Origin of the sequence: Streptomyces griseofuscus (assembly GCF_014673495.1) — a bacterium.
GTDB classification, from domain to species: Bacteria; Actinomycetota; Actinomycetes; order Streptomycetales; family Streptomycetaceae; genus Streptomyces; species Streptomyces murinus.
In genome coordinates this window covers 6601765-6614068 of the sequence record NZ_CP051006.1, presented here as the reverse complement: position 1 = coordinate 6614068, position 12304 = coordinate 6601765, and the positions used below count along the sequence as shown (strand labels likewise).

The 12304-nt window shown below is 73.7% G+C and carries 11 protein-coding genes and 2 pseudogenes; 6 read left to right on the top strand and 7 right to left on the bottom strand.

What is annotated here, in order from left to right:
• Positions 1 to 3 precede the first annotated feature (3 nt).
• Complete coding sequence (locus tag HEP81_RS30090; protein ID WP_037658294.1) at positions 4 to 1365, bottom strand: glycoside hydrolase family protein; 1362 nt, start codon at positions 1363 to 1365, stop codon at positions 4 to 6.
• 119 nt (positions 1366 to 1484) lie between these two features.
• On the opposite strand from HEP81_RS30090, the gene HEP81_RS30085 reads away from it, so the two are divergent.
• Positions 1485 to 2579, top strand: a complete 1095-nt coding sequence (locus HEP81_RS30085) for a DUF5925 domain-containing protein (RefSeq protein WP_037658343.1) — start codon at positions 1485 to 1487, stop codon at positions 2577 to 2579.
• 15 nt (positions 2580 to 2594) lie between these two features.
• Positions 2595 to 3365, top strand: coding sequence for a DUF72 domain-containing protein (locus HEP81_RS30080; protein ID WP_037658292.1), 771 nt, complete (start codon positions 2595 to 2597; stop codon positions 3363 to 3365).
• Positions 3366 to 3398: 33 nt separating this feature from the next.
• Here HEP81_RS30080 and HEP81_RS30075 read toward each other — a convergent pair whose 3' ends face one another.
• The gene (locus HEP81_RS30075) at positions 3399 to 3767 is read right to left on the bottom strand and encodes a GntR family transcriptional regulator (protein WP_037658290.1); all 369 of its coding nucleotides are present in this window, start codon (positions 3765 to 3767) and stop codon (positions 3399 to 3401) included.
• A 71-nt stretch (positions 3768 to 3838) separates the two neighbouring features.
• On the opposite strand from HEP81_RS30075, the gene HEP81_RS30070 reads away from it, so the two are divergent.
• Positions 3839 to 4768, top strand: coding sequence for a GNAT family N-acetyltransferase (locus HEP81_RS30070; RefSeq protein WP_037658289.1), 930 nt, complete (start codon positions 3839 to 3841; stop codon positions 4766 to 4768).
• Entirely contained in the window at positions 4749 to 5249 is a 501-nt protein-coding gene (locus HEP81_RS30065; RefSeq protein ID WP_037658287.1) for a ribonuclease FAU-1 family protein, read from the top strand. The genes HEP81_RS30070 and HEP81_RS30065 overlap by 20 nt, the downstream gene beginning before the upstream one ends.
• A 19-nt stretch (positions 5250 to 5268) precedes the next feature.
• On the opposite strand, the gene HEP81_RS30060 is transcribed toward HEP81_RS30065, so the two are convergent.
• Entirely contained in the window at positions 5269 to 5889 is a 621-nt protein-coding gene (locus tag HEP81_RS30060; RefSeq protein WP_037658285.1) for a class I SAM-dependent methyltransferase, read from the bottom strand.
• A gap of 110 nt (positions 5890 to 5999) precedes the next feature.
• Between HEP81_RS30060 and HEP81_RS42210 the strand changes: the two genes are divergently transcribed.
• Positions 6000 to 6134 (top strand): hypothetical protein, encoded by a 135-nt coding sequence (locus tag HEP81_RS42210; protein ID WP_086808153.1) that lies wholly within the window; start codon positions 6000 to 6002, stop codon positions 6132 to 6134.
• 15 nt (positions 6135 to 6149) lie between these two features.
• On the opposite strand, the gene HEP81_RS30055 is transcribed toward HEP81_RS42210, so the two are convergent.
• The gene (locus HEP81_RS30055; protein ID WP_037658283.1) at positions 6150 to 7010 is read right to left on the bottom strand and encodes an alpha/beta fold hydrolase; all 861 of its coding nucleotides are present in this window, start codon (positions 7008 to 7010) and stop codon (positions 6150 to 6152) included.
• Between the two features lie 158 nt (positions 7011 to 7168).
• Positions 7169 to 7594, bottom strand: a pseudogene (locus tag HEP81_RS30050) (MarR family winged helix-turn-helix transcriptional regulator).
• Between the two features lie 5 nt (positions 7595 to 7599).
• On the opposite strand from HEP81_RS30050, the pseudogene HEP81_RS41685 reads away from it, so the two are divergent.
• Positions 7600 to 7750 (top strand): annotated as a pseudogene (locus HEP81_RS41685) (cupin domain-containing protein); the annotation flags it as partial.
• On the opposite strand, the gene HEP81_RS30045 reads toward HEP81_RS41685, so the two are convergent.
• Both HEP81_RS30045 and HEP81_RS30040 read right to left on the bottom strand, forming a co-directional pair.
• Complete coding sequence (locus HEP81_RS30045) at positions 7728 to 8756, bottom strand: DNA polymerase Y family protein (protein WP_051850314.1); 1029 nt, start codon at positions 8754 to 8756, stop codon at positions 7728 to 7730. The pseudogene HEP81_RS41685 and the gene HEP81_RS30045 sit on opposite strands and share 23 nt — an antisense overlap.
• A complete protein-coding gene (locus tag HEP81_RS30040) occupies positions 8753 to 12205 on the bottom strand; it encodes a DNA polymerase III subunit alpha (protein ID WP_037658281.1) in 3453 nt (1150 codons plus the stop codon). The genes HEP81_RS30045 and HEP81_RS30040 overlap by 4 nt, the downstream gene beginning before the upstream one ends.
• Positions 12206 to 12304: the final 99 nt, after the last annotated feature.

The window sequence follows — 12304 nt, the reverse complement described above, 5'->3', positions numbered from 1 at the left end:
GGGTCAGCGGTCGAGCCACTTCACCTCGTACGGCCGCAGCGTGAGCCGGTCGCCGTCCACCCGCGTACTGATCGCGTGGTCGCGGGTGTTGACGACGAGGACGGCGCGGTCGCTCGCGAGGACCCGCAGGTCGGACGCGGTGGCCGGGTCGACGGGGACCGTGCGGTGACGGGTGCCCGGCGGGAAGGCGGCGGCGAACCGGGACAGCAGGTCGTACATGGGCAGCGGCCGCCCTCCGTCGGCGCGGTCGGTCGGGGTCCACAGGCAGCCGGGGCAGGCGGTGCCGGTGCGCTTCTCGGGGTTCCAGTAGAAGCCGGCACCGGCGCCGCCCCCGGCCAGGGCGATCATGCCGGTGGCCTGGACGGCGACCCGGTGCGGCTCGGACCAGCCGGCGTCGCCGTCGCCGGGCTCCACGTAGTACTCGGCCCACCACAGGGGAAGGTCATGGGTCTGCCGCCGTACCCAGGCACTGACGGCGGTCAGTTTCTGCGTGGCGGTGAACTCGTCGGGCCGCGGGCTGCCGCCGTTGGGATAGCTGGCGCCGTCGACGACGGTGAAGTCGGCACCCGCCTTGTGCGCGTTCCAGTAGGAGAAGGCGTCGAGCACCCGCTGGTCCATCGCACCCCAGTCGCCCCGCACCTGGCGGGAGGCGTCGGGGTCGGTCGGGGCGACGCTGTCCATCGGCAGATAGGGTCCGCCGACCATGACGTCCTCGCCGGTCTCCTTCAGGGCGCGGTACACGCGGTTGTACAGATCGGTGTACCCCTCGTAGTCCCAGCGGCCCGCGGCCTCGTCCCAGAAGCCCTTGAACTCGTTCCAGACGAGGAAGTGCTTCACGTCCGGATAGCGCCGGGCCACGGTCGCGGCGAGGTCGGCGAAGTCCTGGTAGTGGGCGGGGGCGGGCGCGGTCTCCAGGGCCGACCGGCTCCAGTCGGTGTGGCTCGCCCCGGACTTGCCGCCCTTCATCCAGTCAGGGGCGCAGCACAGGGTGATCACCGGGGTGCCGCCGGAGGCGCGAACGAAGGCGATCCGGCGGTCCAGGGCGGCGAAGTCGTAGTGCCCCGGGGACGGTTCGGGGTTGTCCGCGCCCCAGCCCATGATCGCCTGGTCCTGCGCCGTCCCGCCGTCCGCCTTGAGGAGCCCCCGCACCCGGGCGGTGGCCGCGGGCGCGCCCTCGTCGGCGCTGAACTGGGTGTGGGTGAAGCCCCAGCCGACGTACGGCTTCACGGTGCCGCGCGGCGCGGCCGAGGTGCCGGGCGGTCCGCCGACCAGGCTCACCAGCAGGGCGAGCGCCGCCGCTATCCCCCCGAACAGGGCGCCGAGCCGCCATCGCCGGCCAACCGATACCCACCCATGACGTGCCATCAAGGGCAACAGTATCGGCGCGGTCCGGGGCTTGGGCAGACCTCGGACAACCCCGGGACACCCGGGACAAGCGGTGGAAATGCCGTGCACGGAGGGCATCGGTGGCGGATCATGGCGGCATGCCTGCGAACCCGCACGACGCTCTGCCGATCCGGCTCCACGTCGACGATTCCGACTCGCCGTCCGACGTCGTCGACGCGCTGTTCCTCGGCCGTTTCGCGACGGGCGAGCAGCCGTACTCGCACGCGGTGAACATCGACCGCGTGCGCTCCGGCGCGACCCTGCTGCCCGAGGGCGCCCGGGTGCTCCGGGTCGCCCGGGACGACGACCGCAGCGCCACCCTCGCCGAGGGCGAGGGCTGGACCCTGCTGGTCTCCCGCTGGAGCCGGGGCGCGGATGTCACCGTGACCGCGACCAGCGCCGAGCTGGCCCAGGAGATCCTCGACCGGGCGACGGACGGCGCGGCCGACGAGCCCGAACCCCAGCCGGAGAACGTGACGATGGGGTTCTGGTACGTGTCCCCGCGCCGCGGCCCGCACCGCACCACCCGGCAGATCTCGGCCGGCACCTGGTCGGAGGTGCGCGCCAACTACACCGCGCCGGTCGCCGAGGCGATGGACCGGCTGATGAAGACCACGCCGGAGGACATCGCGGGCCGCCTCCTGCTGCTGCACGGCCCGCCGGGCACCGGCAAGACCTCGGCGCTGCGCACCCTGGCCCGTTCCTGGCGGGACTGGTGCCAGGTGGACTGCGTCCTCGATCCCGAGCGGCTCTTCTCCGACGTCGGCTATCTGATGGACATCGCGATCGGCGAGGAGGACGGCGCGGGCAAGGGCCGCTGGCGGCTGCTGCTCCTGGAGGACTGCGACGAACTGATCCGCGGCGAGGCCCGGCACACCGCGGGCCAGGCGCTGTCCCGGCTGCTGAACCTCACCGACGGGCTGCTCGGCCAGGGCCGCAATGTCCTGGTGGGCGTCACCACGAACGAGGACCTGGAGCGCCTGCACCCCGCCGTGGTCCGCCCCGGCCGCTGTCTGGCCCGTATCGAGGTGGGCCCGCTGACCCACGAGGAGTCGGTGCACTGGCTCGGCACGGAGGAGGGCGTCGGCCGCGAGGGCGCCACCCTGGCCGAGCTGTACGCGCTGCGCCGGGGCACCACGCCGACCTCGGTACCGGGGGCGCGCAACGGCGCGGACGCGGGGCTGTACCTGTAGTGCTTTCATGAAGACATGACCTTGTCGGTCGGCACCTCCGGGTGGCAGTACAAGGACTGGCGGGACCGCGTCTATCCGGCCGGGGTCCCGGCGCGGCTGTGGCTGGAGGAGTACACCAGGCTGTTCGCCACGGTGGAGATCAACAACGCGTTCTACCGGCTGCCGTCGTACGACAATTTCGCCGCCTGGCGGTCCCGGGTGCCGCCGGATTTCGTGGTCGCGGTCAAGGCCAGCCGCTATCTGACCCACATCAGACGGCTGAAGGACCCCGCCGAGCCGGTGCACCGGCTGCTGACCCACGCGGCTGGCCTGCGCGACCGGCTCGGACCGGTGCTGCTCCAGCTCCCGCCCACACTGCGCGCCGACCCGGCCCTGCTGGACGCCTGCCTGGCCTGCTTCCCACGCGGTACGAGGGTCGCGGTGGAGCCCCGGCACGACTCCTGGTGGACGCCCGAGGTGCGCGAGGTCCTCGTCTCCCGCGGCGCGGCCCTGTGCTGGGCCGACGTCCTGTCCCGCCCGGTCACCCCACTGTGGCGCACCACCGACTGGGGTTATGTCCGCTTCCACCAGGGCCGCGCCCACCCCTGGCCCCACTACGGCCACCGCGCCCTGGAAACCTGGGTGGACCGCATCGCCACGGCCTTCCCCGACGACGAGACCGTCCACGCCTACTTCAACAACGACCCGGGCGGCGCGGCGGTGGCGGACGCGGTGACCTTCGGGAAGGCGGCGAGGAGGGCGGGCCTGGCGGTGACGAGGTTCCCGGAACCGGCGGGACGGCACTGACGCGCCCCTGTCCCCGGCCACCCACCCCTGCGGCTACTCCCCGTAAGCCGCCCGCAGGGCGTCCCGCACCGCGGACAGCGCCTCCTCCTCCCCCAGCCCCAGCCGCCGCGCCCGGTCGGCGTACGCCTGCGCGGCCGTCGACGCCTCGCGCTCCGCGGCCGAGCCGGCGGCGGCCACATACGTGCCGAGGCGCCCGCGGGTCTCGATCACCCCGTCGCCCTCCAGCGCCCGGTACGCCTTGGCCACCGTGTTCACCGCGAGCCCCAGGGACTCGGCCAGCCCCCGCACGGTCGGCAGCCGGTACCCCACGGGCAGCCCCCCGGACCGTGCCTGCTCGGAAATCTGCGCCCGCACCTGCTCGTAGGGGGGCGCGCTGTCATCGATGCGGATCTTCAGGCTCACAGCCCGATTCTGACGCACGCGCGGGAAAATGAGAGGCACCCCCCGGACAACTCCCCGTACGGTCCCTCCACATGACATTGATCGTCCGTGAGGTGCGCCCCGGCGTGCCGGCCGACACCGAGGGCTTCGCCCGGGTGCGCCGACTCGCCCTGCCGTACATCCTGTTCACCTCGGAATCGGTCCGGCACAACACGCTGCACACCCATCCCGACGCCCGCTACCGCCCGCTCGTCGCGGAGGAGGACGGCGAGATCGTCGGCACCGCCCAGGTCCTGCTGGCGTACGACAGCACCGAGCCGGGCCAGGGCCTGCTGAACATCTACGTCCGGCCGGACCGGACTGGCCGCGGCGCGGGCACGCTGCTGCTGCGCACGGCCGAGGAGTACCTGGCCGCGCTGGACGCCACCAGGGTGTTCAGCTGGATCCTGGACGCACCGGCCAACCGCGCCTTCGCCGAGCGGCACGGCTACCGGGCCGGCCGGTCCGCGCACTTCCTCCGGCTGGACCTGGCCGGCGGCGAACTGCCGCCGCTCCCGCCCACCCCGCCGGGCGTGGAGCTGCGCGCGGCCGCCGAGTTCGCCGACGACCCGCGCCCCCTGTTCGAGCTGGACGCGGAGACCCTCACGGACGAGCCGGGCGACCTCGACCTGGAGTCCCGGGGCTACGACGACTGGCTGACCAGCACCTGGAACCATCCGCTGCTGAACCGCGAACTGACCATGGCCGCGTGCGTCGACGGCCGCCCCGTCGCCTTCACCGTCGCCTACACCGACGCCGACGGCCGGTACTCCACCGCGATGACCGGCACCGCCCGCGCCCACCGCGGCCGCGGTCTGGCCAAGCTCGCCAAGCTGCACTCCCTGCACCGGGCCCGCGCCGCCGGTGTCACCGACGCGTTCACGGGCAATGACGCGGGCAATGATCCGATGATCGCGATCAACAAGTGGCTCGGCTACGAGATCTGTGCGACGGAGGTCCGCCATGTCCGCGAACTCGGCTGAGCCTACGGCCGAGCTGAGCGTCAGCCTGGTCAAGGGCGGCCGTACGAAGATCCGTTACCCGGCCGGGCTGCTCGGGGACGACGGCACCCGGGTCGTGGTCCGCGCCCCCTGGGCGGGCGACGGCACCCGTGACTTCGGGTTCGTGCGCTTCGAGCCGGGCGATGTGTTCACCGAGTACTACTGGCGCGACCGGTGGTACGCGGTGAAGGAGGTCCGTGCCGCGGACGGCCGGGTCAAGGGCTGGTACTGCGACATCACCCGGCCCGCGGTCCGCACCGGCGCGGACCTGGTGGTGGAGGATCTCGACCTGGACCTGTGGCGCTCCGCCGACGGCGGGGACGTACGCCGGCTGGACGAGGACGAGTTCGCCGCGAGCGGCCTGGCCGAGCGGGATCCGGGGGCGGCCGCGGCCGCCGTGGCCGCCCTCGACGAGCTGGAGCGGCTCGCCCGCGCGGGCGGTTTCGGCGACCTGCTGGCCTGAACCGCCCGCCCGGCGGCGCTCAGACGCCCGCCACCACCGCGTACCGCTCGTCCGTCACCTCCTTCCCCCACAGCACGGCGTCACCGGACAGCCGTTCCACGCGCGCCCCGGCCGTCAGCGGCGCCAGCAGCGCGGTGAGCCGGTCCGCGGGTATACCGACCGGGTGCGACTCGCCCCAGACGCCCTCGACCAGCACGAACCGGCCGCCGGGGCGCAGCAGCTCCCGCCAGTGCCGCAGCACCCGGGCCGGGTCGGGCAGCGTCCACAGCACATGGCGGACGAGGACCACATCGAAGCGGCGCTCCCCCACCGGCGGGGTCTCGGCCGGTCCGCACAGCACCTCGGCCGGGTGCCCGGCGAGCTTGGCGCGGGCCCGCTCGATCATGGCCGGGGACAGATCGACGGCCGTCACCCGGTGTCCCTGCTCGGCGGCGAGCAGCGACAGGCTGCCGGTGCCGCAGCCGAGGTCGAGCACATCGGCGGGGTGCCCGGGCAGCCAGGAGCGGAGTCTGGCCGCCCAGGCGGCCCGCACGGCGGGATCGCGCAGGCCGTGGTCCGGCTCCTCGTCGAAGCCGGCGGCCCGCGCGTCCCAGTCCGGCGGCTGGGCGGTCGTCTCGCTGTGCGCACGCTCATCGGTCATGACCGGAGAGTGACACACACCACTGACAGCCCCGGACAATTGGGGAACTCTCCCCTCAAGCGTCTACCTCCGCCCCGCGCGGGATCCGGTAGGCACCGAAGGAGGCAGCCATGCGCCGTACGACCGTGCGGAAGCCGCTGAAGAGGACGGACGGCCACCGGATCCGCGAGGAGGCGGAGGAGCGTCCGGCGGGACGCCCCGAGGTGCGCAAGGACATCGCGCGCACCTGGTGGCCCGACGGCTGACCCCGCGCCCGGCCGTCAGCTGAGGGCGGAGGCGCAGGTGGTGGTGCCGGCGTGCGCGGGGTCGAGGGAGTTGGCGACCTCGTGGAAGACGATGCGGTCGCTCAGGCCGGCCAGCACATGCTCGGAGAGGTCCAGCGGGCACAGGTCCTGGAGCAGGACGTTGCGCACGTCGGAGCCGCTGAGGTACTGGCTGCGCCAGGGGGTGGCCACCTCGTCGTACTGGGTCGCGATGACCGTGTAGCGCACCCCGGGCACGGTGTCGCCGCCCGCGTTGAGCTTGGTGAGGAAGGCGGAGCCGGGTATCTGGTCGGCGAGGCCGGGGGTGGTGGCCTTGACCAGGTCGGTGGCGCCGGGGAAGTACGGCAGCAGGTTGGTCAGGCCGCTGATGGTGGCGCCGTGGTTGTCGGGGGCGATGCCGACGAGCGCGTTGACGTTGGCCGCGCCGCCGAGGAACTTCAGGTAGTAGCGGGGCATCATGCCGCCCTGGGAGTGCCCGACCAGGTCGACCTTGGCGGCGCCGGTGGCGGAGCGCACCTGGTCCACGAAGGAGGCGAGCTGCGCGGCCGACTGGTCGATGGGGCCGAGCCCGTGGAAGACGGGGACGCCGGGGAGCTGGCCGTAGTCCAGGGAGAAGACGCAGTACCCGCGGGCCTCCAAGTAGGGGGCGAGGCCGAGCCAGTTGTCGACCGAGTTGCCGAGGGTGCCGTGGACCAGCACGACGGGGCGGGGGTGCGCGGCGGACGGCTTGCAGGAGTAGTCGTTCCAGCCGCTGTGGGTGGCGGTGTCGGCGTGCGCGGCCGTGGCGGGCAGGGCGATCGCGGCGGCGGACAGCAGCAGCGCGGTGAGGGGTCTGAGGACTCGCTTCCAGGGCAGCATCGGGTGATCTCCTTGCGGCTCAAGGGGGATACGGCGGACTGGCCCTGTGATCCGGATCACGAGGATGCTGTTCATTCGTCAAGTTACGGGCGGGTAGCCTCCGGGGGAAGTTACGCGCAAGTAAAACTTCCCGCCTCAACCACCCGCCTGACGTGCCGTCACCACACGCGCCGCACCGGCCCATAGGGCGAGAGCTTCGCCAAACTCCCCCCACAGTGCCCGCACTTCCGTCTCGCCCAGCAGCTCGCGCCGGCCGCCGACCACCTCGGCCGCCGCCTCCGCCGCCCGGGTGCAGGCCCGTCCGCGCTCGGTCAGCACGATCAACCGCGCCCGCGCGTCCCCCGGATGCGGCCGCAGCTCGGCGTACCCCCTGCGCACCACCTCGTCCACCAGCCGGCTCGCCGCCTGCTTGGCCACCCCGAGGTGCGCGGCGAGTTCGGTGACGGTGGCGCCGTCCGGCGCGAGCCGCGCGAAGGCGATCCGTGCGCGGGCCGCAGACCGGCGAAGCCGCGCGCCACGACCCCCTCATGGATGCGCTGGGTGAGATCGCCCTCCTCGGCGAGCAGGGCGACGGACAGGGCCATGGCTTCGGAGTTCTGCGGGCGACACGGTGATCGTCAACGCCGGGTCCACCCTGGGCGTGGACCGAGCACACCGCGATCTCCTGGGTCACCACCTCCGTCGGGCTCACGGCCGAGCCGGCGGACGGCGGCCTGCTCACCCCGCCATGGACCAACTGACCCCGCCGCCACGGGAGTCACGGGCCGGCCGCGCCGTCGCCGCGGGCCGTACCGCGTCCGGTCCGAAGCGCCTGCGGGCACGGTCGGCGGCGGCCTCGACGGCGCGGGCGCGGGTGTCGGCGGGGTCCAGGGAGAGCTGGTGGAAGGCGTCGGCGGCCGGACGGAGACGGTCGGCGCGGAGCGTGAAGGCGCGCACCCGGGCCCGTTGCAGACCGAGGGCGGACAGCAGGCCGAGGGCCGCCGCGGCGAGGGCGGGCGAGTGGTCGGTGGCCTCCGGCAGGGTGCGCGCCCGGGTGCTGGAGCTGCGGTCGGCGTAGCGCACGGTGAGGGTGACCCGGCCCGCCACCCGCCGCTCCGCGCGCAGGAGTTGGCCGATCCGGTCGGCGAGCCCGAGGACGGACCGGTGCCGCTCCGCCGGATCGAGGCAGTCCCGGTCCAGCACGAGATCGGCGGTCAGCCGGTCCGCCGCCTCCCGGGGCAGGACCGGGCGCGGGTCGTGGCCGCGGGCGCGTTCGGCCAGCAGTCGGGCGGTGCCCGCGCCGAGCAGGCGTTGCAGGGTGGCCGGGGAGAGGTCGGCGAGCTGGCCGATGTGGTGCAGTCCGTACCGGCCGAGCGTCGCCGCCGTGCCGCGGCCGATCCCCGGCAGCGCGGTGACCGGCCGGGGGCGCAGCCATGCGGCGGCCTGTTCGGCGGGCACCCAGGTGGTCTCGCCGGGCGCGGACACATCGGCCGCCATCGCCGCGAGCATCCGGTTGCCCGCGAGCCCCGCGCTGCTGTCGATGCCGTAGAGGGCCTTCAGACGCATCATCGTCATCTGGACCACGTCATAGGGGGACAGGCCGAAGTACCGCAGCGCCGAGGTCAGGTCCAACTGCACGGCGTCGGGCGGCATCTCCTGCACATGGGGCGTGATATCAGACACCAGTTCGATTACATGGCCGTACTGCTCCTCGTTCAGCGAGCCGTGCAGATACAACTGGGCGATGTGCCGCTGACGGATGCTCATCCCGCGCTCCCCGGACTGGTGTAACCGAACTTCTTCAGGTCGGCCGATCTGCTGCCCGCGGGCAGCAGATCGGCGTACGGGTGCAGCCGGGCGCCGGTGGTGCCGTTGGCCAGGGTGCGCCGCGGCTGGGCGGGCGTCGGATGCGGACGGCTCCGGCCGAGCAGGGCGAGCGCGGCCTCGGGACCGTTGTCCCGGCGGGCCGCGGCGATCTCGTCCAGGTCCCAGGCCATCGAGCCGACGACGGTACGACGGGTGCCGCGCACCTGCACCGTGCCGCGCACCAGCAGCAGCCCGCTGTGGAAGACGGTGTAGGCGCAGGCCGGGTGGGAGTCCTCGAAGAACGCCAGGTCGACCAGGCCGGAGCCGTCCTCCAGGGTGACGAAGATGATCCGCTTGCCGCTCGCGATCGGCGGGGTCTGGGTGGAGGCCCGGACACCCGCGACCAGGACCTGCTGCCCGGCGCGCAGTCCGGCCAGATGCGCCGCGTCGGTCGCGCCGATCTCGCGCAGCAGCCGGTGGTGGTGCTCCATCAGGTGCTTGGAGACATCGATGCCGAGGGTGTTCAACTCCGCGCCGAGCGCCTCGCGTCCGGTCATCTCCGGCAGCCCGCTCGGCTCGGAACCGCCGACGGCCCCCGCGATCAGGGGCAGTTGGCCGGTGCCCGCGGACCGGTTGCGGGCGGCCCGGTGCAGTTCGGCGAGCTGGAGCAGCAGATCGCGCCGGGTGAGCCGGCCGTCGTGCAGGGCGCCCAACGCCCCGATCTCCGCGAGGCGTTCGGCGACCGGGCGACTGGGCCGGGCCCGCTGCCAGAAGTCGGACAGCGATCCGTACGGCTGCCCCGCCTCGATCCGCGCGCACTCCTGCTCGCCGATGCCGTGCACGGCGGACAGCGCGAGGCGCACCCCCCATCGGTCCCCGTCGGTCTTCTCCACGGTGTGCCGGGTCGCGGACCGGTTGACGTCGACGGGCAGCACCGGCACCCCGCGCCGGCGCGCGTCGGCGACCAGCACCCGCTTGGGCCACATCCCGGGGTCGTGTTCGAGCAGCCCGGCCAGCAGGAAGGCCGGATGGTGCGCCTTGAGCCAGGCACTCTGGAGGGCCGGTACGGCGAAGGCGACCGCGTGCGCCCGGCAGAAGCCGTACGCCCCGAAGGCCTCGATCGTCCGCCAGACCTCCTCACGGACCGCCGTGCCGTAGCCGCGCGCACGGGCCCGCTGCTGGAACCAGTCCCTGATCTCGGGCAGCCGCTCCTTGTCGCCGAGCGCCCGCCGGGTGATCTCCGCGAAGGCCCGGTCGCAGCCGGTCAGCACCACCAGCGTCTCGATGATCTGCTCGTGCCAGATGGTCACGCCGTAGGTGTCGGCGAGCACCGGCTCCAGGTCCGGGTGGGCGTACCGCGGGGTGCCGCCGTGCCGGGCGGCGATGTACCGCTCGGGCATGCCGCCCGCGACCGGTCCGGGGCGGAAGAGGCTGATGTCGGCGATGACGTCCTGCTGGTTGCGCGGCTGGAGCCGGGACAGCAGGTCCTGCTGGCCGGGCGACTCCAGCTGGAACAGGCCGAGGGTCTGGCTCTCCTGGAGGAGTTTGAACGCGAACACGTCGTCCAGCGGCACCTGTTCGGGGTCGTCCAGGTCGATACGGTCGCCGGTGGTCCGTTCGAGCTCCGCGACGGCGTGGGCCATCGCGGACTGCATCCGCACGCCCAGGACGTCGAGTTTGATGTTGCCGAGCGCCTCGATCTCCTCCTTCGCGGCCATGGCCATCGGGTAGTCGCCCTGCGGGGTGGGCTGCACCGGCAGCCGGTCCAGCAGGGTCGCGTCGCTGATGACCACGCCGCAGGGGTGCATGGCCATGCCGTGGACCAGCGAGTCGAGCCCCTCGGCCAGCTCCCACAGCGGTCCGAACCGGCCCGCCTCGGCGGCCAGTTGCCGTAGCTCGGGCAGTTCCGCGAGGGCGCCGGTGATGTCGCAGGCGCGCAGATGCGGGAAGCTCTTGGCGATCCGGTCGACCTCCGCGGGCGCGATGCCGAGGGCGAGGCCGGTGTCGCGCAGGGCCCGGCGCGCCCGGTAGGTCTCGGGCATCGCGGTGACCGCGACCCGCTCCTTGCCGAACCGCTCGAAGATCGTGTCGTAGCACTCCAGGCGCCGCGCGGACTCCACGTCGATGTCGATGTCGGGCAGCGAGACCCGGCGGTCGCTGAGGAACCGTTCGAACAGCAGCCGGTGTTCGAGCGGGTTGGCGGTGGCGATGCCCAGCGCGTGGCAGACCAGCGAGCCGGCGCCCGAGCCGCGGGCCGCGACCCGGATGCCCTTGGCCCGGATATCGGCGACGACCTGGCCGACGGCGAGGAAGTACGAGTCGTAGCGCAGCCGGGAGATCACGGCGAGTTCCTCGTCGAGGCGGGCGAGCGCCACCGGGTCGCGGTCGAGGCCCCGGCGGGCCAGGCCCTCCGCGCAGCGCCGGCGCAGCAGCCGGGCGGCGCCGTCCGCCCCGGGGTCGGCGCCGAAGAGCGCGGGCTCGGGGAAGTGCGGGGTGCCCAGGCCCAGGTCGGCGCGGGGGTCGAGGGCGCATTCGGCGGCCGTGGCGGCGGTGTCCGCGAGCAGTCGGCGGGCCCGGCGCTCATCGGCTCCGGCACACTCGGCGATCATGCGTGCGAGGACCGTCATCGCCCGCTCGTCCTTGAGCCAGCGCTGCCCGCTGTCCAGGCGGCGCCGGTCGATCGGCCGCAGCAGCCGGGCGGCGTCCAGGACATCGGCGAGGCGGTGCTGGGCGGGGTCGGCGTAGCGGACGGCGTTGGTGAGGACGGCGGTCGTACCGGTGCGGTCGGCCAGTGCCAGGGTGCGGGCGGCGAGGCGAAGGGAGCCGGGACCCGTGCCGGGACGTTTCTGCGCGACGGCCTCCAGCCGGACCTCCCGCCCGAAGACCTCCCGCCACGGCGCCAGCAGCCGAACCGCGACATCCTCCCGGCCCACCGACAGCGCCCGCGCCGGCTCCGAGAGAGGGCCGAGCAGGGCCAGCAGCCCGGGGCCGCCGTGCTCCCGCAGCGCCGACCACGGCACCACCGGCGCCCGGTTGCCGAGCGCGTCCGCGTGGGCGGCCGAGGTGATCCGGCACAGCCGCGCCCAGCCCTCCCGGCTCCGGGCGAGCAGCACGACACGCAGCGGCGGCTCGATCACATGGGCGCCGCCGCGCGCCGGGGTGCGGCGGCGCAGGGCGGGTGGCGGTGGGGCGAGGGCCTCCACCGCGAGATCGACGCCGAAGACCGGCCGCACCCCCTCCCGCGCACACGCCTGTGCGAATCGAACAGCGCCGGTGACCGTGTCCCGGTCGGTCAGCGCGAGCGCCGTCATGCCCCGCTCGGCCGCGCGGCGCACCAGCTGTTCCGGGTGCGCGGCGCCGTAGCGGGCGGAGTAGCCGGACGCGACATGCAGATGGGCGAAGCCCGCCATGCCGCACCTCCCTCACTCCACCCCTTTTCAGCCATACGCCCGATACGTTCATCGTACGCCCGTTCGAATACTTCGAATACTCTAGCTTCGTCGGCGCTG

Bases quoted from the DNA above. Each gene is read 5' to 3' on its own strand.
- HEP81_RS30090 (WP_037658294.1), bottom strand. From the start codon at position 1,365: ATGGCACGTCATGGGTGGGTATCGGTTGGCCGGCGATGGCGGCTCGGC.
- HEP81_RS30085 (WP_037658343.1), top strand. From the start codon at position 1,485: ATGCCTGCGAACCCGCACGACGCTCTGCCGATCCGGCTCCACGTCGAC.
- HEP81_RS30080 (WP_037658292.1), top strand. From the start codon at position 2,595: ATGACCTTGTCGGTCGGCACCTCCGGGTGGCAGTACAAGGACTGGCGG.
- HEP81_RS30070 (WP_037658289.1), top strand. From the start codon at position 3,839: ATGACATTGATCGTCCGTGAGGTGCGCCCCGGCGTGCCGGCCGACACC.
- HEP81_RS30065 (WP_037658287.1), top strand. From the start codon at position 4,749: ATGTCCGCGAACTCGGCTGAGCCTACGGCCGAGCTGAGCGTCAGCCTG.
- HEP81_RS30060 (WP_037658285.1), bottom strand. From the start codon at position 5,889: ATGACCGATGAGCGTGCGCACAGCGAGACGACCGCCCAGCCGCCGGAC.
- HEP81_RS42210 (WP_086808153.1), top strand. From the start codon at position 6,000: ATGCGCCGTACGACCGTGCGGAAGCCGCTGAAGAGGACGGACGGCCAC.
- HEP81_RS30055 (WP_037658283.1), bottom strand. From the start codon at position 7,010: ATGCTGCCCTGGAAGCGAGTCCTCAGACCCCTCACCGCGCTGCTGCTG.
- HEP81_RS30045 (WP_051850314.1), bottom strand. From the start codon at position 8,756: ATGAGCATCCGTCAGCGGCACATCGCCCAGTTGTATCTGCACGGCTCG.
- HEP81_RS30040 (WP_037658281.1), bottom strand. From the start codon at position 12,205: ATGGCGGGCTTCGCCCATCTGCATGTCGCGTCCGGCTACTCCGCCCGC.